The organism is Halalkalibacter oceani, assembly GCF_023715705.1.
GTDB classification, from domain to species: Bacteria; Bacillota; Bacilli; order Bacillales; family Bacillaceae_D; genus Halalkalibacter; species Halalkalibacter oceani_A.
This window is the reverse complement of the sequence record NZ_JAMBOS010000028.1, coordinates 14,435-39,062: the sequence shown is the minus strand read 5'-3', so window position 1 is coordinate 39,062 and position 24,628 is coordinate 14,435. Positions and strand designations below refer to the sequence as shown.

Below are 24,628 nucleotides of genomic sequence, written 5' to 3'. Positions count from 1 at the left end.
AATTGGCTGTAATACTAATGTTGCCTTGCAGCGTTACATTTATAACCGCGACAACAGAAAAAAGCTAACCACTATTGGCTAGCTTTTCAAACTCGCTTATGCTGCCGCGCTAATTCCAACAGCTCTTTTGCATGCTCTTTCGTCAGGTCCGTCACTTCGACTCCGGAAATCATCCTGGCGATTTCTTCAACCTGCTCGTCTGTTGTTAACGGTGTGACAGACGTCACCACTCTTTGGTTTGTTTCATGCTTTTCAATAAACAAATGCGTGTCCGCCATCGCGGCAACCTGCGGCAGATGAGTGATGCAAAGAACTTGCGAGCCGCTTGAAATGCCGTGAATTTTCTCGGCGATCGCCTGGGCGACACGGCCGCTTACTCCAGTATCCACCTCATCAAAAATAACCGACGTAATGCCCTGCTGGTCAGAAAAAATCGATTTCAGCGCAAGCATAATTCTGGAAATCTCACCACCTGAAGCGATTTTCGCCAATGGCTTCATCGGCTCTCCCGGGTTGGTCGATATGTAGAATTCCACCGCATCCGCTCCATCCGGTCCGAATGCCATTTCCTCCCCTTGAATGACAGCTGTATTTTTACTGCTTTCAAGCGGATCAATTTGAACCGCAAAAGATGTTTTCTCCATGTAGAGAGAGCGCAATTCATGATGAATCGCCTCCGTTAAAGCAAGTGCCGCTTCTTTCCGAATCGACCGTAACGCCTTTGCCTCGACATATAAATCATTCCAGATCGTCTGCAGCTGCTCCTGCAGCTTGATCAGGCGGTCATCCTTATGAATAATTGAGTCAAGCTCCTCTTCAATTTTCGCCGCATATTCTAATATTTCATCAACCGTCGAGCCGTACTTCCGCTTCAGCTGCTGAATATCATGAAGCCGGCTTTCAATGTATTCAAGCCGGTTTGGATCAAATTCGATTTTTTCAAGATAATCCCTCAATGAAAATGCAGCCTCTTCAAGCAAGTAGTAACTGTTGCTGACCGTTTCCTGAACGTCTTTCAGCTCTTTGTCAATCGTCGCTGCTTCCTCAAGATGTGAGACCGTATTGCTCAGAAAATCAAGCCCGCTCCCTTCCCCATACAGGCTGCGGTAGCTGTTCTCCAATAAGGAGAACAGCCGTTCAAGATGCGCAAGCTTATGACGCTCCTCGCCCAGCTCCACATCCTCATTTGGCTTAAGATCCGCTTTTTCAATTTCCTCAAGCTGATATTTAAACAGGTCGATCTTCTGCGCCATTTCCTGCTCATTTTCGCTTAAGCTGCGCACCTGTTTCTGAAGCTGCATCGCCCGGCGGTAGAGCGCCTGATATTCAAGCTGGGTCTGGCGAAGCTCCTGATGGGCGAAGCCGTCAAGCATCCCGAGGTGCTGCTCGGACTGGAGCAATGACTGATGCTCATGCTGACCGTGAATATCGACGAGTGCCTGTCCAATTTCCCGCAGGACAGCGATCGTGACGAGCTTGCCGTTAATTCGGCAAATGCTTTTCCCTTGTGACGTTATGTCACGCCGTAAAATAAACATTGAATCCCGTCCGTCAATGCCAAGCTCTTCCGCCTTCTTCATTACCGGATGATCGTCCTCGACGATAAACAGCCCCTCGATTTCCGCGCGCTTTTCCCCATATCTGACGTATTCGGCTGAGCCCCGGCCGCCTAATAAAAGTCCAATTGCGTCAATAATAATCGATTTACCGGCTCCGGTCTCTCCAGTCAGAACAGTTAAGCCTTTCTCAAATGGAATTGTCAGCTCTTCGATAATCGCGAAATGTTTGATCGATAATTCGATTAGCATATACCCTCCACCTTTATAGCATCTCTAAAAAACGATCCGTTATTTTCGGACCAGCTTCCTTCGTGCGGCAAATAATCAAAATTGTATCGTCTCCGCAGATCGTCCCAATGACATCCTCCCAGTCGAGGTTGTCAATTAAGACCGCAATCGCGTTCCCGTTTCCCGGCAATGTTTTGATCACGACAAGATTTTCTGCACAGTCAATGCTAACAAAGCTGTCCATCAAGGCCCGCTTTAATTTTTGCAATGGATTAAAGCGCTGGTCGGCAGGCAGACTGTATTTATAGCGGCCGTCGAGCATCGGCACTTTCACTAAATGAAGCTCCTTAATATCCCGTGAAACGGTCGCTTGCGTGACATTATAGCCGGAGCGGCGCAGCTGCTCAACGAGCTCGTCCTGCGTTTCCACCTCATGATTGGAAATAATTTCGCGAATTTTAATATGTCGTTGTCCCTTATTCATACCTTTCCACCCATTCCTCGCTTATCTTACCTACTATTATCTACATATTCGTTTCCTAATACAACTACGAAAAATAAGAAAACCGCCACGCGGTTTTCTTAGAAGCGGCGTGCAGAGCCGTTACAATCTTTGAAGGTGTCCGAAAACAGGCATTTTTCAGCGATCCGCATGAGCGCGAAGCTGTCGCCCTTCCCGCATCATTTCGATAATGTTTCCACTTTCTTGTCTGTTTTAAAAAAAGACTTTCCTGAAATGATTGCTTCACTTTCAAGAAAGCCTTGTCTTCATGTCAACTCACTGTGGGCCTGCTCGACAAGCTCGGTAAATGAGTTCTTTTCCAGCAGCCGTCCTTCGCCATCCCGCTGTTGCAAACGCAAATGCATCAAAAACTCGATATTCCCCTCTCCACCGGTAATCGGAGAATAGCTAAGGGCACACACATCGAACCCTTCTTTGAGAGCGAAGTCGGAAATGTGTTCAAGAACGCCAAGATGGACCTTCTTATCACGGACAATTCCTTTCTTGCCAACCTGCTCCCGCCCTGCTTCAAACTGCGGTTTCACAAGGGCGAGCACCTCGCCGCCTTCGACGAGAATCGTCTTCAGCACCGGCAAAATCAGCTTTAGCGAAATAAAGGAAACATCAATTGTCGCAAACTGGGGCAAGCCGTTAACAAAGTCAGCAGGTTTGACATAGCGGAAATTCGTCCGCTCCATCACGACGACCCGCTCGTCCTGTCTCAGCTTCCAGGCGAGCTGGTTATAGCCGACATCAAGCGCATAAACCGTTGACGCGCCATTTTGCAAGGAGCAGTCGGTAAATCCGCCGGTCGAAGCGCCGATATCAAGCACGACTTTATCAGTAAGGTCCAGGTCAAATTGCTGCAGCGCTTTTTCAAGCTTCAAGCCGCCGCGGCTGACATAGGGCAGCGGGTTTCCTTTAATCTCGAGCGGGAGATCCCGCTCGACCTTCAGACCCGGCTTGTCTATTCTCTCCGTTCCTGTAAAAACGAGTCCGGCCATAATCGAGCGCTTCGCCTTCTCACGTGTCTCCGCCAGACCCCGTTCCACAAGCAGTACATCAATCCGTTCTTTCTTTGCCATCGTTGTTACGCCCTCTGTCTTTTTTGCGGAAGCATCGACCGCATCTGCTCAGTAATCGCCGCTGAAGTCAAGCCAATCTCTTCCAATAGCTGGGAGACATTACCATGCTCGATAAATTCATCCGGAATCCCCATCCGCTTTATTTCCATATGGTGATAATCGTGATCGTGGAAAAATTCGAGTACGGCACTGCCGAAACCGCCTTGTAAAGCAGCTTCTTCAATCGTCAGAACCGGAATCTGTTCCTTCGCAAGGCTATGGAGCAGGTCTTCATCAAGCGGTTTTGCCGAGTTCGCGTTGACGAGACGAATCGAATAGCCTTGGGTCCGAAGCTGAGCGATCGCCTCTTCGGCGACCGGCAGCATCGTTCCAAACGTCAGGATGCAGGCATCGGTTCCTTCCTCAAGCTGCTCCCATTTGCCGATTGGCAACCGTTGCAGCTCTTCATCCATCTTAACGCCGTATCCATTTCCACGCGGGTAGCGGACAGCGATCGGACCATCATCATATTGCGTCGCCGTGAAAATCATATGCTGAAGCTCGTTTTCATCCTTCGGCATTAAAATTTTCATGTTTGGCAAATGGCGGAGATAGGCAATATCAAAGACACCTTGATGCGTCTCTCCATCCGCTCCGACCAATCCAGCGCGATCAATTGCAAACACAACGTTCAAATTTTGCCGGCACACATCATGGACAAGTTGGTCATAGCCGCGCTGCAAAAACGTCGAGTAAACAGCAAAGACAGGCTTCATCCCTTGCGTTGCTAGGCCACCAGCCATCGTCGTCGCATGCTGTTCGGCAATTCCGACATCAAACATCCGCTCCGGGAACTCCTTCGCGAAAACGTCCAGCTTTGTCCCGCCAGGCATCGCCGCTGTCAAAGCGACAATGCGCTTGTCCCCACGGGCGATTTTCTTGAGCGTCTCGGCAAAAACACCGCTGTAGCTCGGCGGTCCCGGCTTTTTCACCACTTCACCGGATTCAATTTTGTACGGTCCAAGACCATGCCATGTTCCTTTAGCATCATTTTCCGCCGGCTCGTAGCCCTTACCTTTTTTCGTCAAAACGTGAACGAGTACAGGCCCTTTCGTCTTCTTCGCAAAATTCAGGTTTTCCGTCAAATCATCCAGATCATGTCCATCAACCGGTCCTAAATAAGTAAAGCCAAGCTCTTCGAAGAAAATACCGGAAACGAGCAAGTATTTCAGGCTGTCCTTGACCCGCTCCGCTGTTGAGGCAATCTTGCCGCCGAAGGCCGGGATCTTCTTGATCAATTGCTCAAGCTCTTCCTTGGCCTTTTTATATTTTCCAGCCGTGCGCAGCCGCCCGAGAACATTATGCAATGCTCCGACATTTGGCGCGATCGACATTTCATTATCATTTAAGACGACGATTAAATTCGTCTGTTCATGACCAATATGGTTGAGCGCCTCCAAGGCCATTCCTCCGGTCAGTGCGCCATCGCCGATAATGGCCACGACGTGGTCGTCGGTCCCTTTTAAATCGCGCGCTGTCGCCATCCCCATCGCCGCGGAAAGCGACGTCGAGCTGTGTCCGGTTTCCCATACGTCATGCTCACTTTCATTACGCTTTGGAAAGCCGCACAATCCTTTATATTGCCGAAGCTTGTCAAACTGGTCAGCTCGTCCCGTTAAAATTTTGTGAACATAAGCCTGATGTCCGACATCCCAAATGAATTTATCCTTTGGACTGTCAAACAGCTGATGCAGAATCAGGGTTAGCTCCACAACTCCTAAATTAGGTCCAAGATGACCGCCAGTGACGGAGAGCTTTTCAATAAGAAAATGGCGTATTTCCTCGCCGAGCTCCTCCAATTGCTTCTTAGAATAGTTCTTCAGCTCGCCTGGGTCTTTCCAATCCTCTAGCTTCACGTGAGAACCCTCACTTTCGTGTCAATTTGTCTTTTTTCTTCCCTTTTCCATTTGTTGCAAACACTTTTATTTTCAAGTTTACCTCTAAAATGTACAATAATCTACCAACTTGATAAATGATTGAGGTGGAATAATGGATCGCAAACGTTTTTCCAAGCGCTTTTCCGCCAACCGTCAACGCAGCGACGACGCTTGTAAACAATACCGAGATCGCAAACTGCTGAACCGATGTTTCCCCATAGCCGAGCTGTAAAGAGAGCTGGAGCACGACATAAGCGGAAGCGGTTCCACTTACTATCCCTGAAATGTCGCCGATCACGTCATTACAGAAGTTCGCAAACCGGTCCGCGTTTCTCGTAATAAGAACCGCATGCTTTGCGCCATGAAGCCTCTCAGAAGCCATCGCATGAAAGGGCTTCTCATCGGCCGCAGTGGCTGCGACTCCTATTGTATCAAAAAACACCCCGATAAAAACAATCAGCAGAACGATGAGCATCCCGAGCGCCCATGTAACGCCGCTTAATATAAACGTTGAAATAACTGAAAAAATAGCCGCTAACACCAGAGTGATAACGGCAATTCCCAAGCTCCACTGTATTGATTTCTGAAGAGGTTTCATAAGCGCTTCTCTATCACCTTTTTTTATAAAGTCCCCGTACCTATGTAATGGAGTGGTCATTTAAAGAGTAAACTCTGTAGCTTAGGTCCAGTAGGATTTCCCAATTCAGCACCGCTGCGTCGCCGCAACGGCGGTTTCCCTTTATGCTGAATTTGGCGCTGTCGCCATACGCCAGACTGGATTACCACTTAGTCTACACTGTAATCCTCTTTAAATGTCGATCGAACAGTCTAGGAGATTTCCTCGGCGGTCCCGTGCCGTTCTTTTATCCTCTTTTGCAGAGTAGATTTCATACGGGTAAAATTCAGCAACAGTTGGCCGACTGCCGCCAAATCCTTTATCCATAATCCCCTCTAGCTCCACTCAAGGCAGGCTACGCTGCAGACAAGCTCCCTAGCTTGCCGTTGCAGGTTCATACCCTTTACCCTGGTAAAATACACGCGTATCCACCGGGTAAAAGGCCTCCACGGTAACAGGGTCATCGCCCACATGCCTTTGCGGATCGCCCTATTACCTTATCTCCCAGCTTCGACCCAAGGCTGGGCGCCTCAAGCCGAAACAAGGAGCTTCATCGATGTGCCCTTTGGCGGATTTTTAGCCCCGCCTTCAAGAACGGAGAACCGACTAGAATACTGCACCACTCTCGTTTACTATTCATTATAACATGAGCAGGGGTGTTGCTCAATGGAAAAGCCAGGTACTAGTGATCCCTGTCCGCGACATAATCCGTAAATGCCTCCAAAAGTCGGTGATCCATCCTCACATTATATAAATATTCCTTTGCTTTTTTCTTATGCGCTTCAATTTCCTGCTTTGCCCCGTCCATGCCGAGCAAACTTGGATAGGTGCTTTTATTATTGTCATGATCGCTTCCAACAGGCTTGCCGATCATCTCGGCATCGCCTTCGACATCAAGAATATCATCCTTGATTTGAAACAGCAGACCGAGTTCTTTTGCGAACAGGCGAAGATTTTCCGTATCTTCCCGGTCTGCTCCGGCAATAATCGCTCCAGAAACAATGGCACTCGTAAGCAGGTCCCCTGTCTTATGGTGGTGTATATAGGTTAGTTCCTCAAGTGTTAATTGCCGGTTTTCCCCTTCAATGTCGGCGATTTGTCCACCGACCATCCCCTCTGGACCTGAAGCTTTAGCTATTTCGGCGATAATCCGCAATTTCTGCTCAGCGGAAAGCTCTCCTTTTTCAGTGCCGGCAACAAGTTCAAAGCTGAACGTCAACAGGGCATCTCCGGCTAAAATTGCGGCAGCTTCCCCGTAAACCTTGTGATTGGTCGGCTTCCCCCTTCTCATATCATCATCATCCATTGCCGGAAGATCATCATGAATCAGGGAATAGGTGTGAATCATTTCAATCGCACAGGCAACGTCAAGACCCGCCTCGGTCGGTTTGCCAAAGCTGTGCAGCGTCGCTAATAAAAGCGCCGGTCGAATCCGTTTCCCTCCGGCATGCAAGGAGTAGAGCATCGACTTTTTTAACGTTTCAGGCGCTTGAAGTCGTTCAATGCAAGTTGGCAGCTTTTGTTCAATGACTTCCCTTTGCTTCTGTAAAAACTGATGTAGCTGTTTATCCACGGTTTACTCTTCCTCCCGGAATGTTAATTCTTCAATCTCTCCATCCGGGTGAAGAATCTGATCCATTTGCTTTTCAACTTTTATCAGCTTCTCATGGCATTGCTTGGAAAGCGCCATCCCCACCTGAAACATCGAGATCGCCTCTTCCAGCGGAACATCCCCTTCTTCGAGCTTCTCGACAACCTCTTCCAGCTCGTTCAGCGCCTCTTCAAAGCTGCGTTCTTTTTCCTCTGTCATTCCTTCTCCCCCCTGGCAATGAATTGTTTATCCTCGACGCGGCAGTTGACCTCTCCGTCCTGAAATTGAATCTGGACCGGCTGACCAAGCTCGACCTGCGCGACTGATTTAAGCAATTTGTTTTGTTCATCATACACAAGACTGTAACCACGATCCATTAAGCGCAACGGACTGAGTAGCTGCAATTCACCGAGCCTTTTCTGAAAAGCCTGCTGACCGCTCTTAAGCCGCGTCTGCATGCTTTTGATCAGAGCCTGCTCAAGCCGCTCCGTTCGTTCCTTCGCCAACATCAACTGTTGGTCGGGGTGAAGCCGCTTCAGGCGTCCGGTCGTGGTGTTTAGCCGGTTTACCGGTTCGGCGACTCGATATTTCATCGCCCGCTTCAGCCGCTCGATCAGACCGTCCAGCTCCTGTTCCTTCTGTCTCACCAGCTGACCTGGATAACGGAAAGCATAGGAGCGCTGAAGCCGGCTGAGCCGGCTCGTTTCTCTTTCAAGACGCTCCTTCATTCCACGGATAAGCTGCCGTTCCAGCGCGCTGATCATTCTTGTTAGCTCCTGTTGATCCGGCACTGCCAGCTCAGCGGCCGCAGTCGGAGTCGGTGCGCGCAAATCAGCGACAAAATCGCTGATCGTATAGTCGGTTTCATGGCCGACGGCCGATATCACGGGCACGGTTGCCGCGGCAATCGTCCTTGCCACCTGTTCATCATTGAAGGCCCAAAGCTCCTCAATCGAACCGCCGCCACGGCCGACAATCATCACATCGAAGCAACCAGCAGCCGAAGCCTGTTCAATCGCCGCAACAATGGACCCCGGCGCCTGCTCTCCTTGCACAAGGACTGGAAACAGCGTCAGCTGGGCCAGCTGATAACGCCGCTTCAGCGTCGTATAAATATCCTGAATCGCCGCTCCTGTTGGCGACGTAATAATCGCGATCCGCTTCGGATGAGCGGGAATTGCCCGCTTCCGTCCGGCGTCAAACAGCCCCTCAGCCTGCAGCTTTTCCTTCAGCTCTTCATAAGCAAGATAGAGACTGCCGATTCCATCAGGCTGCATTTCCTTTGCATAAAACTGGTACTGGCCATAAGGCTCGTACACATTGATTTCCCCGCGCAGAAGGACCTTCATGCCGTTCTCAGGCCTGAAGGCTAAGTAACGATTATGTCCGGCAAACATCACTGCCTGCATTCTGGATTGATCGTCTTTGATCGTGAAGTACAGATGACCCCGGCTATGCCATTTTACATTTGACAGCTCCCCACGCAGCCAAATGTCCTGAAGCAGCACATCCTCTTCCATCATAGCCTTTATGTATCTCGTCGCTTCTAAGATCGTATAGATGTCTTGCGCTTTCATCCAACCACCTATATCCGTTTGCGGGCGGATTGAACGGTATTTTCAAGCAGCATTGTAATCGTCATCGGACCAACCCCGCCCGGAACAGGAGTAAGATGCGAAGCTACCTCTTTAACTCCTTCAAAATCAACGTCTCCGCAAAGCTTTCCGTCGACACGGTTAATGCCGACATCGACAACGACAGCACCCGGCTTCACATCCGCGGCTTCAATAAAGTTCGGGCGACCGATCGCAACAATCAGGATATCAGCCTGCTTCGTCATCTCTCTTAAATTTTTCGTCCTTGAGTGACAGTAGGTAACGGTCGCATTCTCATTAAGCAGCAGCTGGCCAACCGGCTTTCCGACGATGTTGCTTCGACCGACGATCACGGCGTGCTTTCCGGCAATCTCGATTTTCGCTTCCTTTAACATTTCAATAACCCCATATGGCGTGCAAGGTAAAAATGTTTCTTCCCCGGTCATCATTTTCCCGATATTGATCGGATGAAAACCATCGACATCCTTATCCGGATGAATCCGCTCGATTACCGCCTGCTCGGAAATATGCTCTGGAATCGGCAGCTGCACGAGAATGCCGTCAATTTTCGGATCTTCATTCAGACGGTCAATTTCATTGAGCAGCTCTTCCTCTGAAATCGTATCATCCTTTTTGATCAACACCGAATAAATGCCGGCCTGTTCACAGGCCTTTTGCTTCGAACGGACATATGTTGTCGACGCCGGATCTTCCCCGACAAGAATCACAGCCAGTCCTGGCTGACGATGATGTTGCGTCAGTGCTTCAACGTCATGTTTCAACTGCTCTCTCTTTTTCTGAGCGAGTTCTTTACCATTCAATAACATTGCGGTCATGCTCTCCACTCCTTCACTTTTGCACATCTTCCTGAATTGTTTCCATCGCTTTCGACAGGACACCGTTAATAAAACGCCCCGACTCTTCCCCGCCAAATGCCTTGGCCAGTTCAATCCCTTCATTAAACGTAACGCTTAGAGGAACATCCTGAATGTATTTCATTTCATAAAAAGACATCCGTACAATCGCTCTGTCAACCAATCCCATTCTCTCGAGACTCCAGCCTTGCAGACTTGAAGAAATAACGGGATCAATTTCCGGCAGATGCTCAAGCGTGCCACGAATGAGTTCGTTCATAAACGGGCTTGGTTCTTCTCCCTCTTCAAGCACGCTTTCAATCGCTTCATCCACGGAGCTTTCTGCTAAATCAATTTGATAGAGCGCTTGAGCAGCTCTTAGTCTTGCTAGTCTTCGGTTCATTGTCAAACTCCTTTAAGCATGCGTTTTTTGCACAGTTATTATGTTGATAATAGCATAACATGTTTCATGAAAACAGAACAATTTAGTTTTCAATTGTGACAAAGCTTGGGCTTGCGCAGAACGGAACCGGGCCCTTCATGCAAGCCTTTCGATTTCTTCCAATAACCTAGTTTACCCAGAAAAAAGAGGATGTTTCCAAAGAAGAGTAAATTCTCTTCGGAAACATCCTCAAGCCGAATTACTGATTATTCATCGGCCTCTGCTTCAACGGACTCAAACTGGACACCGACAACATGGACATTGACAGCCTGAAGCTCAATCGCGGTCATTGTTTGCAGCGCCTGTTTAATGTTCGATTGAATAAACTTTGCCACCTCTGGTACGGCCACGCCGTATGTAATCACAACCGATACATCTACGGTAATGCCGTCCTCGCCAAGTTCCACTTTGACGCCTTTGCCGTGATTTTTACGGCCAAGCTTTTCAGCGACATCCGTCGCAAAGTTACCGCGCATCGTCGCGACGCCGTCCACTTCTGATGCGGCAATTCCAGCAATGACTTCAATTACTTCCGGTGAAATTTCAACTTTTCCCAGCTCTGACTTTTGCTCTTCAAGCTCTAAAATATGATTCTCGTTCATCATTATTCCTCCATTTTTGCACTGTTGGATTTTAGTTGGACGGACATCACATCATGCTGTTCAAGAAATTTCGTATTGAAATCGCCTGAGAGAAACGTATCATGATGCAGAAGACGGAGATGGAAAGGAATCGTCGTCTCTACCCCTTCAATTTCAAATTCCTCAAGCGCTCTTCTCATTTTCGCCACTGCCTCGTCACGCGTCGCCCCGTGCGTAATCACTTTGGCAACCATCGAATCGTAGAATGGCGAGATGACATAGCCGGGATATGCCGCAGAATCAACGCGAACTCCGTAGCCGCCCGGTGCTAAATAATTCGTGATCTTTCCCGGAGACGGCATGAAGTTTTTGCGCGGATTCTCAGCATTAATCCGGCACTCAATCGCCCAGCCTTGAAAGGTGACCTCCTCCTGCTTATGGGAGAGCACCTCTCCGCTAGCGACACGGAGCTGTTCTTTAATTAAATCGATTCCCGTCACCATTTCTGTTACAGGATGCTCAACTTGAATCCGTGTATTCATTTCCATAAAATAGAAGTTGCCATTTGTATGGTCGTAAATGAATTCAACTGTCCCTGCTCCTGAATAGTTGACGGCCTTCGCTGCGTTTACAGCTGCCAGACCCATTTCCGCCCGCTTTTCCGGTGTCAGTGCCGGAGAAGGCGTTTCTTCAACGAGCTTCTGCAGACGACGCTGAATACTGCAATCACGCTCACCTAAGTGAATGACATTCCCATGATTATCAGCAAGCACCTGAATTTCAACATGACGGAAGTCCTCGATGAATTTCTCAATGTATACACCAGGATTTCCGAATGCCGTCGCTGCCTCCTGCTGGGTCAGATTCATTCCTTTTTTCAGATCCTCTTCGGTGCGCGCTACACGAATTCCTTTTCCTCCGCCGCCGGCTGTCGCTTTTATAATGACCGGATAGCCGATCTCCTCGGCGACCTTTATCGCAGCATCGGTATCGGCGACAATCCCATCAGATCCAGGAACAATCGGTACGCCGGCCTTCTCCATCGTTTTCCGGGCAACGTCCTTCGTTCCCATTTGGTTAATCGCATAAGGACTCGGTCCGACAAACGTAATATTGCACGCTCCGCAAATTTCAGCGAAATCAGCATTCTCCGCTAAAAAGCCGTACCCCGGATGAATCGCGTCAACCTCTGTCAAAGTGGCGACGCTCATAATATTTGTGATATTAAGATAGCTCTTATTCGATGCTGTCGGCCCGATGCAATAAGCTTCGTCAGCCAGGCGGACGTGAAGTGAATCCTTATCTGCCTCTGAATAGATCGCGACTGTTTCGATATTAAGCTCCCGGCAGGCGCGGATAATCCGGACAGCAATTTCTCCTCGATTTGCAACTAATACCTTTTTTATCATCATATCTCTCCTAATTAGCTAAGCTCCACGACGAACAGAGGTTGTCCATACTCAACAAGCTCCCCGTTCTCAGCAAGAATATCGACGATTTTCCCATTGACTTCGGCTTCGATTTCATTCATTAGCTTCATTGCTTCGACGATACAGACAACGCTTTCTTCTTTGACTTGGTCCCCTGTAGCGACATACGGATCGGCATCCGGTGACGGTGCTGCATAAAATGTTCCGACCATCGGCGATGTAATCGTGTGCAGCTTGTCATCATTCGCCTTGCTTTCAGATACCGCTGCTTTTTCCGTAGTCGGTGCCGGTGTAGCGGACACTTCGCTTTCCACCTGTTTTACCGGCGGCTGGCTTACAGCAGCAGGAGCCGGTGCTGCAGCGGGTGCATGTACTTGTACAGGTACAGCCTGCTGCTTTTTCAAAACGAGCTTTGTTCCATCCTGCTCAAACTTCAGCTCATCTAAATCCGATTGATCAAGTGCTCTGATCAGTTCTTTTATTTCTTGGACTTTCAACATATATGTACACTCCTAATCTTATTTTTTCATATTATACCATACAATTCTACTGACCCTATTTATCTTCGTCAGGAATTTTCATTTCCCTTTTTTAGATTGATGATTCAGCCAAGAAAAAAATACAAAAGAAAGAAGGAGGTGCGTCAAAAGGGTTGAATCTCCTTTTAAACACACCTCTTCGGGACCGGATGCCCTGCTTTCGCAGGCTTCACTGTCCGCCTCCCACCTTCATCGTCACATTATTCTTCGCTGTCGGCTGTAATTTCTTTCTCTTCTTCTGTTTTTACGAGCGCATCCTTTTTATATTGGCGAAATACAGGAAACTCAGATAAGTTATCCGGGATCTTCCCATCCTCCAACAAAATAATTTTGACGATATTCTTATTGCGAGCCATATGGTATTTATCACCATATTCATTTTCCTGTGTGTAACGTTTTAGATTCTCATAATCCTCTTCTTGGATGGAAACCTTATAGGTGTCTTGATCTCCTGCTTCAAATTCCTGTTCGAATCCAATTTCGAATTCGACGATTTGAATATTATCATTTTTCATATTGCGTGTTTGCTCAAGTACCGCTTTCGCACCTTCAGTTAAATCCGTCCATTCCATGGCAATCTCTCCTCACGAGTAAGTTACGTTGCGTATTATATCACAGACAAATAAGGAGATGCACCTTCTGGCGAAAGATCACGATAAAAGAAGGCGTAAATGAACAAGCGGCTTCACGGTGGAAGCCTGCCACCGCAAAACCGCTTTTTTCACTATTCGCTTTATTACTGAGCCGGGGCCTGGTGCGTTACCGCCACATCCATTCCCGCTCCAAGCTGGTCAAAGGTCATATGATAAATTTCATTCGCTTCGGCCCGTGACAATTCGTCTGTCTGAACAATGACCCGGACTCTGTCTTCCTCCGTCATGACGAGAACATCCTCATAGCCTTTCGCCTTGATCAGCGTCTCTAAGGTTGCTTCATTTTGTGCCAGACGTTGAAGCTCCAGCCGCTTATCATGGGCTTCACTCTTCATCAGCGCCGAAGTATCAGCGGAAGCAACGATTTGCGTCAGCTCCTCGGCCATTCGGTCTCTTGATGCCTGAAGGTCCATCCGAATTGTCGAGAAGGTGTCATTGCCAGCCGCATTAGAGAGCGTTTCACTTGCTGCTTCTTCTTCATTTCCTGCTGCCTCTCCTTCTTCACTTGCCTCCTCCATTGCTTCTGCAAGCTCTTCCTCCATATCGACGACAGATCCCTGATCTTCATGTGGCATTTGCTCCAGTGTCATTTCACCGGTTTCTTCATCCCCCACATATGCGACCTCATCACCAGGAATTTGATTAGGAGATGTAACGTAATAGACAGACAGGACGACAATCAAGCTCAACATTGTTAACAACCAAACCGTTTGTTTCTTCAAGACCATTATGAATCCTCCCTTGTTTTTTTCGGCATGACCGATACTCGATGAGATGGAACATCCAGCACCCGACTAACAGCTTCTATCACCCAGCTTTTTATCTGAGCGTTTTCAACGCCTTTGGCGACGATTAGCACTCCGCGGACTTCTGGTTTTTCTTTTTGAATCAGGAGCGGTTCCTCTTTATCGCCATTTCGGATAATCACAACCTGCTCCTCCCTGCTGTGATCCTCCACCTGCCGTGTTCCCCCTTCACGATCCGTTTCATCGGTGTTTTGCACCTTTGTATTTGTATCCTTTTCATACACATAACGTTCTGTCTCAGCCAAGTTGATCATCACAGAAACATCCGACAAGCCAACCACCTGCTCAAGCGCCTCCTTCAGCTGATTCTCATATCGAATCTCATAATCTTCCATTGAATTCGGCTCGGCTGAGGCTCTTGATCCAAAAACGGCTTCATCCTCCTGATCTTCCTGATAGACGGGCAAGGATGGTTCTTCTTCATCTGTACTGTTTGTCAGAAGGTTGCCCGTGATCATCAGCGCGACTCCAATGCAGCCTACAAGCAGCACATAATGGAGAGGCCATTTCCGGCCCTTGCCGTTATCCGTCTTTTTGAATAACGTCGTCAGCCATTGGCGATCCTTCTGTTCATCCTGATTCATTCGGCTCGTTTCCCCCCTTCCCAGGCGATTGAAATCATTTCTTCAGGGATGTCCCAATATTCGGAGAGCAGCGGGACGATGTCGCTAAGCTCATCAGTCCGGCTCGAGGTTTGATCATCCACTGACAGAGAGGTGTCGATCCGGACAACCTCCACAGCATCAACTGCGTCGGACGGCTCAAGTTCATCTTCACGCTCAAGCTCCTGCACCTCGACATGGACCGCTTTGATCTGCTGTTCCATGAAAGGCTCATTGGCGTCCGCATCCTCCGCCAGTTCAACCTCGACTTGTGCAATGTTCACATGATGCTCCTCTTCCAGCATTTCTGCCACCTGACTCTCTAATTGGACAGCCACCTGTTCAGAAATATATGCACGCTGGCCGAGCTCTATTTCTCTTTTTTGCAAATTTATCGAATTCGTGACGTTCTGCTCGGCACGATTTGTCTCCTCGGTTGTTAAAGCAAAGAGCCAGCTGTCCACATCTTCCTGAAAAATGGAGAGAATCGGCTGGAGCATGACGACAAGAAGCATAAGGCCAACGACCATTTTGACATAGCGCTGCATCGCTGAATTCGGGATCATCAGCTCAAGAACAGTCGCAAACAAAATGAGCAAAATGATGGTCGTTAACCATTCCGTGATATATCCCATCTCCTTATCCTCCTCACCTGATCATTAACGAGACATTTCCCGCGGCAATCATAATCGTCACCGCCAGGAAGAACATCAGACAAACGACGGCCATCGCGCCAAAGACAAACATCATGGATTTGCCGATAATCGAAAGGCAATCAATAATCGGTCCTCCGCCAAGCGGCTGCAGCACCGCCGATGAAATCGAAAAAATCAAGGCGAGCGAGAGGACCTTCATCGCCGGAAAGGCGCAAAGCAATAAAAGGATCGCGAGTCCGGCGACGCCGATTGTATTTTTTAAGAGCAGTGAGGCGCTCAGCACCGTATCAGCGGCATCGGTGAACATTCGGCCGACGACAGGCACCAGATTTCCGGCAAGAAACTTAGCCGTCCGGACCGTGATGCCGTCCGTCACCGCTGTCGATGCTCCCTGCACCGATATGACCCCTAAAAATACCGTCAGAAAAACACCGAGAATGCCGACTGCCAAATTGCGGAGAAAAGTCGCCAGCTTTGTCACCTTGTAATGATCGGTCAGTGTGCTGACAATGCTCAGGATCGTTGACAAAAACAAAAGCGGCAGGACAAGGTGCTGAATAAGAAGGCCGCTCGTATTGACGAAAAAAATAATCAGCGGATGAAACAAAGCGGCCGACGTAATCGAGCCAACCGATGCCATGATCGCCAACAGCAAAGGAAGAAGGGCGATCATGAAATGAATCATGCTGCTGATCGCGTCAGAGGCGTAGCTGATCGCGACATGAAAGCTGTTCAACGCAATAATCATCAGCACGAGATAAGTGACCGCATAGGCGACTTTACTGATCGTATGCTGTTCAAAGGCGTTTTGCAGCGACTGAAGGATCATGCAGAACACCGTCAGCAAAATAAGCGAACCGAGTAGCTTGCCGCTGACTAACAGCTCATGCAGCAAAAATTTAACGGCGCCGATGCCCCACTCCTTCGGTGAGAATGTCTTTTCACCGCGAACGAATTCCAGAAATGAACCCTTTTGGCCTTCCGGCAAAAAACCACCATATTCGTTTGAAATTTTCTCCCAGTAGCTCCTTACTTCGTCAAGTTGAAGCTGCTCGAGCTGCTGCTCGACAAAGCCATGCTCGTCCATTCTCTCTTCCTCGGCCGACGCCGGCTGACATACGGCAAGGAGCAGGAGCGCAAAGCCGAGTATAAATATGACTTTCTTCATTTTGATCTCACTTCCATTCCACGTACGAAGGTGGTCATCGAGTACATCGCTAAGGAGCTTCAATTCGGAATCAAGGTAAGTACGACTTCGATCACCGCTGTCAGAATCGGAATCGCCATCACAAGAATTAAAATTTTCCCTGCCAGTTCAATCTTTGAAGCAATGGCGGCTTGTCCCGCATCCTTTGCAATTTGCGCCCCGAATTCTGCAATATAGGCAATTCCGATGATTTTCAAAATTGTTTGCAAGTACATCATGTTCATATTCGCCTGCTCGGCAATACCGGAAAGCATCTCGATAATTTTTGTAATTTCATCAATTAAAAAGAGAAAAATCAAAACGCCGACAAAGACCGTTAACATGAAAGCAAATATCGGTTTTTGCTCTTTGACAACAAGGGCTAGGAAGGTCGCAATCAGCCCTAACCCGACAATTTGAATGATGTCAATCGCAACCCACTCCTTCACCCCTGGAACAAAAAAACACCCCTGATTTTTTGAAATAAGTCATCGACCATTGTCGCCACCATGTAAAGTACAATGATAAAACCGATCAATGTCACCCAATGCGCCCAATCTTCTTTTCCCATCTGTTTTAAAACCGTATGGATCATCGCGACAACAATTCCGATTCCGGCAATTTGGAAAATCGTGTTCACATCGTACATCACAACCTCTCCTCCTTTGTCCGCCTACAACATCAGTACAACAATCAATAAGCCGCTGAGAAAGCCAAGGCTCTTGATCATCCGTTCATACCGTGTTTGTCTGTCCTTCGCCTCCAGCTCTTCTCTTTCTAAATGAGCAAGGGTCAACTTAATTTGCTTCTGCTGCTGTTCACGATCATGCTGGCCAAGCGTCGTGCCGAATTGCAGCATAATTTCCCGTTCACTGTCCAATAAAGACGTTCGCTGCCATGTTTCGTTCACGCTTTCCTTCCACGCGTCAAACGCCGTCTGCTCGTAATGGGAAAGCCGCTCCGAGAAGCTCATGAAAAAGAGTGAAAGCGGCTTTTGCAGCTGTTCAGCAATATGTCTGCTCGCCTCGGCCAACGGCGTTAGGCCATACATCATTTCAGCCTCCAATGATTGAATCGCCACCCTCAGCTGACGCAGCTGACGCGGCCGTTCGCTCAGCCGCTTCGCATATTCAAAGCCGATGCTTGTCGTCGCTAACAAAATGAAGATTGCGCCAAGCAGCTTCATCGGATGATCACATCATTTCGCTTTTGCTGATGAATCCGCTTGACGATTCCAGGCTTCGTCCGCCTTGTCAGCTCAATTTGCCGTTCAAATGCTCCCTGGGCAATCAGTTCCTGAAGCGCCGGTCTCCGCTTCACATCTTCAACGGAAAAACCGTGCGCTGTTGTCATGACGTTGACCCCGGCATGGAGCGCCTCCTGAACGGCGATGACGTCCTCTTTTCTCCCAATTTCATCAACGATGAGGACATCCGGGCTCATCGAACGAATCATCATCATCATTCCTTCGGCCTTCGGACAACCATCAAGCACGTCGACCCGGCCGCCGAGCTGAAGCTGGGGAACGCCTTTCATACTGGCGGCAATTTCAGAACGTTCATCGACAATCCCGACCTTCAATGATGGAATCTGACGCTCTGGCACCCCTTCGCTGATCAGCCGTGCCAGATCACGCAATAACGTTGTTTTTCCGGACTGGGGCGGTCCGATAATCAGCGTATTGAGCCACCTGCCCTGATAGAGTTCGGACACCAGCCGGTTCGCTGCGCCAATCGTTTCCCGCGCAATCCGGATGTTGAACGAGCTAATATCGCGCAATGTTTTAACTTGTCCTTTATCGAGGACGACCTTTCCGGCGAGACCGACCCGATGCCCTCCTTTTATCGTGATAAAGCCTCTCCGCAATTCCTCTTCGAAGGCATAAATCGAATATTGACTAAGCTGACTTAGCAAAAAAGCGGCATCATCACCTTTGACTTGATAGACACCGGCAGCACCGGAAGGATAATAGGGCTTGCCGGCAACCATAACTTCCAGTGGCCTTGAGACGCGGACCCGGATTTCTTCGATTTTATTCTGTAAAGCAGGTTCCAGGTTTTTCAGCAATTGGCGTATCGTTTCCGGCAAGATTCGCAGCACATCCTCAAGCATAGCCCTCTCTCCTTTTCCTTACTTTCTGATCCCGATTAAAATAAGCAGGACACCAGCGCCAATAAAAGCAAATTTTGAAATCGATAAACGATCCGACATCCCGATCAGGCCAACAGCAATTGATGTAATAAAGATAGTCGGACCGATAATGACAAGCATCGCATTTAAGCCAATTGCTTTTTCAACACTATTAAAACGAAGCATTAAACCGGCCGCGGTCAGTTCAATTAAGCCCGAAAGAACACGTAGCCCGACCATGACCAACAGCGTCATTTCCACCGCGTGAAACCATGTCTTCATTCCTTCACCTCGACATTCTTTCTTTGTACAACCTATGAGCGGTCAGCCTGGATTTAGAACTATAAAAAAGAGCTTAAGAAAAAAGGTTGATTTTCACCTTTTTTCTTAAGCTCACAGCAGCGCCCGAAGGCTGCCCCCGATTTGATCCAGCTTAGCAAAGCCACCGCCCTCTCCACGGTTCCCCTGCTTCCTGCTTCAGCCGCGCAAACAAAGAAAGAGGATGAGGCTGGGAAAAAAGGTTGTTTTTTAAACCTTTTGCCCAGCCTCTAAGCAATGAGCGGAACCGCCACGATCTTTTAAAGCCCGTTGTGAGTGGGTTTCTCACAACGGGCTTGTGGCGTGTGAAGCCATTGCCAGTAGGTCCAAAGCTAGTTTTGTCTCAAGCTCATCCTGTAACGCTAACTACTAGACTATATCATTTTATGCGCGTGATACGTAAGCGCCGCTGCGCGTATCAATAATGAGGACATCGCCCTGATTGATAAAGAAAGGAACCTGAACGGTTAACCCTGTTTCAAGCGTGGCCGGCTTCGTACCGCCAGACGCTGTATCCCCTTTAATACCAGGCTCCGTTTCTGTCACTTCAAGCTGTACCGTGTTCGGAACCTCAACGCCAAGAGTTTCGCCTTCATACGTAATAATTTGAACTTCCATGTTTTCTTTTAAAAATTTCAATTCCCGCTCAATTTGCCCGCCTGGCAGTTCAATTTGCTCATAAGATTCGTTATCCATAAATGTGTGCGTATCACCGCTGGCATACAAATATTGCATGCGGCGATTTTCGATATGAGCCTTCGACACCTTCTCGCCAGCGCGGAATGTTTTTTCCTGGATGGCTCCCGTTCTAAGGTTGCGCAGCTTTGAACGAACGAAGGCTGCCCCTTTACCCGGTTTTACATGTTGGAATTCGATAACCTGCCAAATCCCTCCATCCACTTCAATCGTTAAACCTGTTTTAAAGTCGTTTACTGAAATCATATTCGTTTCCTCCATCTTCCATCTGCATCACCAGATGTTCACTCACAACCATTACTATACCACAGCTTTGAAAAAGTTTCCTTCCCTATTTCGTGTCGCGGTTAAATGAATTATCCGCCGACGACAAGCAGTTCCTTCGGCGAGCGGGTGAATGAGGAGTTGCCATTCTCTGTAATGAGAATATCATCCTCAATTCGCGTTCCGCCGACCCCGGCAATATAAATACCCGGTTCGACCGTAACGATCATCCCTGGCTCAAGCACGGTGTCAGAGCGCGTTGACAGCGTCGGTCCTTCATGAATTTCCAGGCCTAACCCGTGTCCAGTTGAATGACCAAAGTACTCCCCATAGCCTTTTTCCGTAATATAATCACGTGTCAGCGCATCGGCTTCCCTGCCGGTCATTCCTGCCTTGATTCCCGCCATGCCACGAAGCTGAGCCTCGAGCACCGTATGGTAAATCGCGTGAAGCTCGTCACTGATTTGTCCGACCGCCACCGTGCGGGTAATGTCAGAACAGTAGCCCTTATAATAGGCTCCGAAATCAAGCGTGACAAGCTCTCCCGTCTGAATCACTTTTTCGCTGGCGACCCCATGTGGTAGAGCTGATCGATAGCCTGATGCGACGATAATATCAAAGGAGGAGCTTTGCGCCCCCTGCTTTCTCATAAAAAATTCGAGCTCATTGGCGACCTCAAGTTCTGCCACACCCGGCCGGATAAACGACGTAATATGGGCGAAAGCCGCGTCGGCAATATCTGCCGCCTCCTGGATGATTTTGACTTCCTCATCATCCTTCCGCAACCGGATCTCCTCGACAAGTCCGCCAACCGGGATGAGCTCTGCCGTTTTTATGACATTATTGTAAATCGAGTGTGCCTCGTATGTAAGCTGCGCCTGCTCAAAGCCGAGCTTCGTGATGCCAAGCCGCTCGACCTGTCTGGCGACTTCTTCATAAATTGGCCCGGTGTGCTGGACGATTGTAAAACCTTCCGCCTGTTCTTTCGCCTGCTCTACATAACGGAAGTCGGTAATAAACACCGCTTCCTTCGACGAAATAAGCACAACCCCTGCCGTTCCTGTGAACCGGGCGATGTAGCGGCGGTTGTAGCTGCTTGTAATTAAAAGACCTTCAATCTGATAGGTGGCGAACTGCTCTCTAAGCTTCGTTAATCGATCCATCTTCATCACTCCTCCTCAAGTAAAGCACGTAAAGCAAGGGCATAACCGTTGAAGCCGAAGCCGACAATCTGCCCCTTCGTGACTGCTGCTGTTACAGATTGATGACGAAACGGTTCACGGGCATGAACATTTGAAAGGTGGATTTCAATCACCGGAACGGTAACGCTGGATATTGCTTCGCGAATCGCGTAGCTGTAATGCGTAAAAGCTGCCGGGTTAAGCAGAATCCCGGCAGCCTGCTCATCCTCCGCCTGGTGAATCCAATTCACAATCTCTCCTTCAATATTGGATTGAAAGCACGTTACCTTGCAGCCTAAAGCCTCAGCCTCTGCTGAAACATAAGCTTCCAAATCCTCAAGCGTTTCTTTTCCGTAAACAGTCGGCTCTCTTTTTCCTAAGCGGTTTAGATTCACCCCATTAATCACATAGAAATGCTTCAATTCGTTTCCCCTCTTTCCATCATTTGTACGCTTTCATTGTAGCACAAACCAAACCGCTGATTGAATTAGTTTCGGCGCTGCTGCTCATATTCATAGGAAATCGAATAGCCGATAAACACGCCGTATAGCACATACAGGCAAAGCGACGTAATCAGCGTATTCGCGTCCAGCTGTCCGACCGGTTTAAGGCCCGGAAAAATTGGATTAAGAACATAGAACACGAGCCCCCAGAGAACAAGGCCAAAAACGGCACCAACCCACATCTTTTGCTGCTTTTGCAAGAGCAGCTTATAAACAAACGCCACCCCGATTGATAAAACAGCAATCACTGCCACTCCGACAAACTGGCCGATATACGTGTCCTTCCAGTCGCCCAATGCAAATGGCATCAATGCCAAAGCAGGTCCGACACGAATGAAATTAAAAAAGAAGGCAAAATAGCCTAAAAGCGACCAAATGATCCCACCAAATATTCCGATCAACGCCACCTTAGCCGGAAATGACATTTGCATTTCCTGCTCATTCTGTTCCAGATGCTGTTTTTCCAATCATCTCACCTCCACGGTTTAGTATGTCCGCCCGAGGGGATTTCCATAGCCTTTTATTGGCAGGCTGTTTTCTCAAAAAGTTGTCACAGCCTGCAAAAAGGATTTTTCTCCTGTTTTAGCGAAATACTATACAAACTCCGCGAATAGGATTCCCTTTTCGTCATAAAGCATATATATTATAATGAAGGGATTCTCTGTTTAAACTGTATAGAAGTTGGGAATTTACTAAGAAGAAACATGCTCTAACACAGGTGGTAACGCATCTATTTTCTACGGAGGTGGGCACATGCGTTCATTTATGAAATATATCATTCCGGTCGTTTTTCTGTTTGCTCTGCTTGGTCTTGGGTATCAGCTCATGTTTAATGCTGCCGGTTTTCTGATTAACTTGCTTGTCATTGCCGGGTTTGCCGGACTGATTTTTCTCGTGATCCGCTGGGTGATGGCTCGACGTTACGGCACCAGTCTGTTCCCCGCTCGAACGGGACCGACCCGGGCTCAGCTCCGTAAGGCGAAGCGAACGAGCTCAAAAAAAGCAGAGACCGCGCCCCCGTCCTTTCTCTCACGCGGGGCAAAAACAGCGCAAGCACCCAAATCAAAGCCAGCTCGGCTTTCGAAGCATAAAACAGCTAACCCTCATTTAACCGTCATCGAGGGAAAGAAAAATAAAAAAAAGAACCGGGCCTTGTTTTAATTGCTCCCGGTCTTTTTGTGTTAATAACTCCATTTTTTCATAAAGTCCTCCGTCTCTGTTCTCCCAAGAGTAATAAGCTGTTTCTTTTGCTCCTCGGACAGCTCAAAATCCGTCGCCTTCACATCCAGAATCGGGATAAAGACAATATTTTTCGCATGATCGGCGACAATGTACCGTGTGTCATGGGCCGAGCTCATCGTCTCAAAAAGCGCCCGATACATCGAAATCGCGTTTTTGATATCATTCGTCGGCATTTCCTTCAATTCGGGGGTCAGCTGAAAGCCGATTACCGGCCGTTTTCCTTTTCTCTTTTTCCCGTCCATGAAGAGCCACATCGGAAAGTTGCTCAGTACGCCGCCATCGACAATATAAGAACCTTTTCCGCCATCCATCCGGTTATACATTTTTACCGGTTCAAAGAAAAACGGGATGCTACAGCTCATCCGGACAGCCCGCGCCACAGGAAACTTCTCCGGAATGACGCCGTACTCTTTCAAGTCATCGGGCAGCACAAGCAACCTTCCTCTTGATAAATCCGAAGCAATAATGCGAAGCGAGCCGTGCGGCAAATCAGCAAATGTTCTGATTCCTTTTGCATCCAGCAGCTGTTTCATCCATGCTTCAAGGCGCTCCCCTCTGTATAAGCCTAATTTGAAATAGAGATGAATCCATTTCATCATCGGTAATGGCAAATAAGACATCCGCTCATCTTTTAACGATTCGACATCAAGTTCGTCTAATAGGGTGTAAAGCTCGCCGCTCTGATAGCCGGCTTTTATCAACGCAGCAATGATTGAGCCGGCACTCGTTCCGGCCAAACGTTCAAAGGCATAGCCCTTTTCTTCCATCACCTGCAGCGCACCGACAAAGGCAAATGCTTTCACCCCGCCTCCCGCAAACACTCCATCAACCTTCATGTGTACACACCTCCTTCTCCATCCTATGTAAGAGGAGATGGGAACCAAGCCTATGTTTTTTGCTTGGTTGTTATGTACTGTTCATGATGTAAGGCAGTGCCATAAGGAAACAACTCTCCCTTTTGACACTGCCTTATTTTAATGGGCTTCATTTCTTTTTTGAATTTCACGCAGCTGTTTGACCCGTCCTTCACTTTCCTGAAAGTATTGGACAAGATCACCGATCCGGTCAATCGCATCCCAGCTCAAATGATGCTCAATCCCTTCGACGTCACGATAAATATGAGTGTTGTCCACTCCGATCAAACGTAAGAAATCCTCAAGAAGCTCGTGGCGATAGACTAATCTTTTCCCGACCTTCTTCCCTTTCGCTGTCAGAATCAGACCTCTGTACCGCTCATATATTAAATAATCACTTTTATCAAGCTTCTGAACCATTTTCGTAACCGATGAAGGATGGACTTCTAATGCCTCAGCGATATCGGAGACACGGGCATAGCCTTTCTCCTCTATTAAAATATAAATACGTTCTAAATAATCTTCCATACTAGGTGTTGGCATAAGTCTCCTCCATTTTGCAGCCATTCATCGTACTCGTACGTTTTTCTTTCTGCATA

General features: G+C 48.2%; 30 protein-coding genes. 1 reads left to right on the top strand and 29 read right to left on the bottom strand.

The features are described 5' to 3' along the window. Positions 1–86: 86 nt before the first annotated feature. The 27 genes from recN to M3212_RS18485 form a co-directional block, all read right to left on the bottom strand. The gene (recN, locus tag M3212_RS18615) at positions 87–1,808 is read right to left on the bottom strand and encodes a DNA repair protein RecN (RefSeq protein WP_251195464.1); all 1,722 of its coding nucleotides are present in this window, start codon (positions 1,806–1,808) and stop codon (positions 87–89) included. A 13-nt stretch (positions 1,809–1,821) separates the two neighbouring features. Continuing rightward, the gene (ahrC, locus tag M3212_RS18610; protein ID WP_251195463.1) at positions 1,822–2,271 is read right to left on the bottom strand and encodes a transcriptional regulator AhrC/ArgR; all 450 of its coding nucleotides are present in this window, start codon (positions 2,269–2,271) and stop codon (positions 1,822–1,824) included. A gap of 284 nt (positions 2,272–2,555) precedes the next feature. Further along, positions 2,556–3,374 (bottom strand): TlyA family RNA methyltransferase, encoded by an 819-nt coding sequence (locus M3212_RS18605; protein WP_251195462.1) that lies wholly within the window; start codon positions 3,372–3,374, stop codon positions 2,556–2,558. A 5-nt stretch (positions 3,375–3,379) separates the two neighbouring features. Then, complete coding sequence (gene dxs / locus M3212_RS18600) at positions 3,380–5,269, bottom strand: 1-deoxy-D-xylulose-5-phosphate synthase (protein ID WP_251195461.1); 1,890 nt, start codon at positions 5,267–5,269, stop codon at positions 3,380–3,382. Between the two features lie 10 nt (positions 5,270–5,279). Continuing rightward, the gene (locus M3212_RS18595; protein WP_251195460.1) at positions 5,280–5,888 is read right to left on the bottom strand and encodes a hypothetical protein; all 609 of its coding nucleotides are present in this window, start codon (positions 5,886–5,888) and stop codon (positions 5,280–5,282) included. Positions 5,889–6,588: 700 nt separating this feature from the next. Further along, positions 6,589–7,479: a polyprenyl synthetase family protein gene (locus M3212_RS18590; protein ID WP_251195459.1), complete on the bottom strand. Its 891-nt coding sequence runs from the start codon at positions 7,477–7,479 to the stop codon at positions 6,589–6,591. A 3-nt stretch (positions 7,480–7,482) separates the two neighbouring features. After that, entirely contained in the window at positions 7,483–7,716 is a 234-nt protein-coding gene (gene xseB / locus M3212_RS18585) for an exodeoxyribonuclease VII small subunit (RefSeq protein ID WP_251195458.1), read from the bottom strand. Beyond that, the gene (gene xseA, locus M3212_RS18580; RefSeq protein ID WP_251195457.1) at positions 7,713–9,074 is read right to left on the bottom strand and encodes an exodeoxyribonuclease VII large subunit; all 1,362 of its coding nucleotides are present in this window, start codon (positions 9,072–9,074) and stop codon (positions 7,713–7,715) included. The genes xseB and xseA overlap by 4 nt, the downstream gene beginning before the upstream one ends. A gap of 8 nt (positions 9,075–9,082) precedes the next feature. Continuing rightward, entirely contained in the window at positions 9,083–9,928 is an 846-nt protein-coding gene (folD, locus tag M3212_RS18575; protein WP_251195456.1) for a bifunctional methylenetetrahydrofolate dehydrogenase/methenyltetrahydrofolate cyclohydrolase FolD, read from the bottom strand. Between the two features lie 13 nt (positions 9,929–9,941). Continuing rightward, positions 9,942–10,349, bottom strand: a complete 408-nt coding sequence (nusB, locus tag M3212_RS18570) for a transcription antitermination factor NusB (RefSeq protein ID WP_251195455.1) — start codon at positions 10,347–10,349, stop codon at positions 9,942–9,944. A 245-nt stretch (positions 10,350–10,594) separates the two neighbouring features. After that, positions 10,595–10,990, bottom strand: coding sequence for an Asp23/Gls24 family envelope stress response protein (locus tag M3212_RS18565; RefSeq protein ID WP_251195454.1), 396 nt, complete (start codon positions 10,988–10,990; stop codon positions 10,595–10,597). A gap of 2 nt (positions 10,991–10,992) precedes the next feature. Continuing rightward, positions 10,993–12,378 carry an acetyl-CoA carboxylase biotin carboxylase subunit gene (accC, locus tag M3212_RS18560; RefSeq protein WP_251195453.1) on the bottom strand — a complete coding sequence of 462 codons (1,386 nt, stop codon included), beginning with the start codon at positions 12,376–12,378 and terminating at the stop codon, positions 10,993–10,995. Positions 12,379–12,392: 14 nt separating this feature from the next. Further along, positions 12,393–12,899, bottom strand: a complete 507-nt coding sequence (gene accB / locus M3212_RS18555; RefSeq protein WP_251195452.1) for an acetyl-CoA carboxylase biotin carboxyl carrier protein — start codon at positions 12,897–12,899, stop codon at positions 12,393–12,395. Positions 12,900–13,138: 239 nt separating this feature from the next. Continuing rightward, on the bottom strand, positions 13,139–13,510 hold the full coding sequence (locus M3212_RS18550; RefSeq protein ID WP_251195451.1) for a hypothetical protein: 372 nt from the start codon (positions 13,508–13,510) through the stop codon (positions 13,139–13,141). A 164-nt stretch (positions 13,511–13,674) separates the two neighbouring features. Beyond that, a complete protein-coding gene (locus M3212_RS18545; protein WP_251195450.1) occupies positions 13,675–14,319 on the bottom strand; it encodes a SpoIIIAH-like family protein in 645 nt (214 codons plus the stop codon). Next, entirely contained in the window at positions 14,319–14,981 is a 663-nt protein-coding gene (gene spoIIIAG, locus M3212_RS18540; RefSeq protein ID WP_251195449.1) for a stage III sporulation protein AG, read from the bottom strand. Before spoIIIAG ends, M3212_RS18545 begins: the two co-directional genes overlap by 1 nt. Then, the gene (gene spoIIIAF / locus M3212_RS18535; protein ID WP_251195448.1) at positions 14,978–15,634 is read right to left on the bottom strand and encodes a stage III sporulation protein AF; all 657 of its coding nucleotides are present in this window, start codon (positions 15,632–15,634) and stop codon (positions 14,978–14,980) included. Before spoIIIAF ends, spoIIIAG begins: the two co-directional genes overlap by 4 nt. A 13-nt stretch (positions 15,635–15,647) precedes the next feature. Next, entirely contained in the window at positions 15,648–16,823 is a 1,176-nt protein-coding gene (gene spoIIIAE / locus M3212_RS18530; protein ID WP_251195447.1) for a stage III sporulation protein AE, read from the bottom strand. 59 nt (positions 16,824–16,882) lie between these two features. Beyond that, complete coding sequence (spoIIIAD, locus tag M3212_RS18525; protein WP_349774208.1) at positions 16,883–17,272, bottom strand: stage III sporulation protein AD; 390 nt, start codon at positions 17,270–17,272, stop codon at positions 16,883–16,885. A gap of 14 nt (positions 17,273–17,286) precedes the next feature. Next, positions 17,287–17,493, bottom strand: a complete 207-nt coding sequence (gene spoIIIAC, locus M3212_RS18520; protein ID WP_251195445.1) for a stage III sporulation protein AC — start codon at positions 17,491–17,493, stop codon at positions 17,287–17,289. A 21-nt stretch (positions 17,494–17,514) separates the two neighbouring features. Next, positions 17,515–18,027, bottom strand: coding sequence for a stage III sporulation protein SpoIIIAB (spoIIIAB, locus tag M3212_RS18515; RefSeq protein WP_251195444.1), 513 nt, complete (start codon positions 18,025–18,027; stop codon positions 17,515–17,517). Continuing rightward, entirely contained in the window at positions 18,024–18,953 is a 930-nt protein-coding gene (gene spoIIIAA, locus M3212_RS18510) for a stage III sporulation protein AA (protein WP_251195443.1), read from the bottom strand. Before spoIIIAA ends, spoIIIAB begins: the two co-directional genes overlap by 4 nt. A gap of 18 nt (positions 18,954–18,971) precedes the next feature. Beyond that, a complete protein-coding gene (locus M3212_RS18505; protein WP_251195442.1) occupies positions 18,972–19,253 on the bottom strand; it encodes a YqhV family protein in 282 nt (93 codons plus the stop codon). A 420-nt stretch (positions 19,254–19,673) separates the two neighbouring features. After that, complete coding sequence (gene efp, locus M3212_RS18500; RefSeq protein ID WP_251195441.1) at positions 19,674–20,231, bottom strand: elongation factor P; 558 nt, start codon at positions 20,229–20,231, stop codon at positions 19,674–19,676. Between the two features lie 110 nt (positions 20,232–20,341). Then, entirely contained in the window at positions 20,342–21,412 is a 1,071-nt protein-coding gene (locus tag M3212_RS18495) for a M24 family metallopeptidase (RefSeq protein ID WP_251195440.1), read from the bottom strand. 5 nt (positions 21,413–21,417) lie between these two features. Continuing rightward, the gene (gene aroQ, locus M3212_RS18490) at positions 21,418–21,852 is read right to left on the bottom strand and encodes a type II 3-dehydroquinate dehydratase (RefSeq protein ID WP_251195439.1); all 435 of its coding nucleotides are present in this window, start codon (positions 21,850–21,852) and stop codon (positions 21,418–21,420) included. 65 nt (positions 21,853–21,917) lie between these two features. Continuing rightward, positions 21,918–22,400: a YqhR family membrane protein gene (locus M3212_RS18485; protein ID WP_251195438.1), complete on the bottom strand. Its 483-nt coding sequence runs from the start codon at positions 22,398–22,400 to the stop codon at positions 21,918–21,920. Positions 22,401–22,686: 286 nt separating this feature from the next. Between M3212_RS18485 and M3212_RS18480 the strand changes: the two genes are divergently transcribed. Then, positions 22,687–23,094: a SoxR reducing system RseC family protein gene (locus M3212_RS18480; RefSeq protein ID WP_251195437.1), complete on the top strand. Its 408-nt coding sequence runs from the start codon at positions 22,687–22,689 to the stop codon at positions 23,092–23,094. Between the two features lie 20 nt (positions 23,095–23,114). On the opposite strand, the gene M3212_RS18475 is transcribed toward M3212_RS18480, so the two are convergent. Both M3212_RS18475 and mntR read right to left on the bottom strand, forming a co-directional pair. After that, a complete protein-coding gene (locus M3212_RS18475) occupies positions 23,115–24,011 on the bottom strand; it encodes a patatin-like phospholipase family protein (protein ID WP_251195436.1) in 897 nt (298 codons plus the stop codon). 138 nt (positions 24,012–24,149) lie between these two features. After that, positions 24,150–24,572, bottom strand: a complete 423-nt coding sequence (gene mntR / locus M3212_RS18470) for a transcriptional regulator MntR (RefSeq protein ID WP_251195435.1) — start codon at positions 24,570–24,572, stop codon at positions 24,150–24,152. Positions 24,573–24,628 lie beyond the last annotated feature (56 nt).

Coding starts and splice junctions, on each gene's coding strand:
- recN (WP_251195464.1), bottom strand. CDS start 1,808: ATGCTAATCGAATTATCGATCAAACATTTCGCGATTATCGAAGAGCTG.
- ahrC (WP_251195463.1), bottom strand. CDS start 2,271: ATGAATAAGGGACAACGACATATTAAAATTCGCGAAATTATTTCCAAT.
- M3212_RS18605 (WP_251195462.1), bottom strand. CDS start 3,374: ATGGCAAAGAAAGAACGGATTGATGTACTGCTTGTGGAACGGGGTCTG.
- M3212_RS18595 (WP_251195460.1), bottom strand. CDS start 5,888: ATGAAACCTCTTCAGAAATCAATACAGTGGAGCTTGGGAATTGCCGTT.
- xseB (WP_251195458.1), bottom strand. CDS start 7,716: ATGACAGAGGAAAAAGAACGCAGCTTTGAAGAGGCGCTGAACGAGCTG.
- xseA (WP_251195457.1), bottom strand. CDS start 9,074: ATGAAAGCGCAAGACATCTATACGATCTTAGAAGCGACGAGATACATA.
- folD (WP_251195456.1), bottom strand. CDS start 9,928: ATGACCGCAATGTTATTGAATGGTAAAGAACTCGCTCAGAAAAAGAGA.
- nusB (WP_251195455.1), bottom strand. CDS start 10,349: ATGAACCGAAGACTAGCAAGACTAAGAGCTGCTCAAGCGCTCTATCAA.
- M3212_RS18565 (WP_251195454.1), bottom strand. CDS start 10,990: ATGAACGAGAATCATATTTTAGAGCTTGAAGAGCAAAAGTCAGAGCTG.
- accC (WP_251195453.1), bottom strand. CDS start 12,378: ATGATAAAAAAGGTATTAGTTGCAAATCGAGGAGAAATTGCTGTCCGG.
- accB (WP_251195452.1), bottom strand. CDS start 12,899: ATGTTGAAAGTCCAAGAAATAAAAGAACTGATCAGAGCACTTGATCAA.
- M3212_RS18550 (WP_251195451.1), bottom strand. CDS start 13,510: ATGGAATGGACGGATTTAACTGAAGGTGCGAAAGCGGTACTTGAGCAA.
- M3212_RS18545 (WP_251195450.1), bottom strand. CDS start 14,319: ATGGTCTTGAAGAAACAAACGGTTTGGTTGTTAACAATGTTGAGCTTG.
- spoIIIAG (WP_251195449.1), bottom strand. CDS start 14,981: ATGAATCAGGATGAACAGAAGGATCGCCAATGGCTGACGACGTTATTC.
- spoIIIAF (WP_251195448.1), bottom strand. CDS start 15,634: ATGGGATATATCACGGAATGGTTAACGACCATCATTTTGCTCATTTTG.
- spoIIIAE (WP_251195447.1), bottom strand. CDS start 16,823: ATGAAGAAAGTCATATTTATACTCGGCTTTGCGCTCCTGCTCCTTGCC.
- spoIIIAB (WP_251195444.1), bottom strand. CDS start 18,027: ATGAAGCTGCTTGGCGCAATCTTCATTTTGTTAGCGACGACAAGCATC.
- spoIIIAA (WP_251195443.1), bottom strand. CDS start 18,953: ATGCTTGAGGATGTGCTGCGAATCTTGCCGGAAACGATACGCCAATTG.
- M3212_RS18505 (WP_251195442.1), bottom strand. CDS start 19,253: ATGAAGACATGGTTTCACGCGGTGGAAATGACGCTGTTGGTCATGGTC.
- efp (WP_251195441.1), bottom strand. CDS start 20,231: ATGATTTCAGTAAACGACTTTAAAACAGGTTTAACGATTGAAGTGGAT.
- M3212_RS18495 (WP_251195440.1), bottom strand. CDS start 21,412: ATGGATCGATTAACGAAGCTTAGAGAGCAGTTCGCCACCTATCAGATT.
- M3212_RS18480 (WP_251195437.1), top strand. CDS start 22,687: ATGCGTTCATTTATGAAATATATCATTCCGGTCGTTTTTCTGTTTGCT.
- M3212_RS18475 (WP_251195436.1), bottom strand. CDS start 24,011: ATGAAGGTTGATGGAGTGTTTGCGGGAGGCGGGGTGAAAGCATTTGCC.
- mntR (WP_251195435.1), bottom strand. CDS start 24,572: ATGCCAACACCTAGTATGGAAGATTATTTAGAACGTATTTATATTTTA.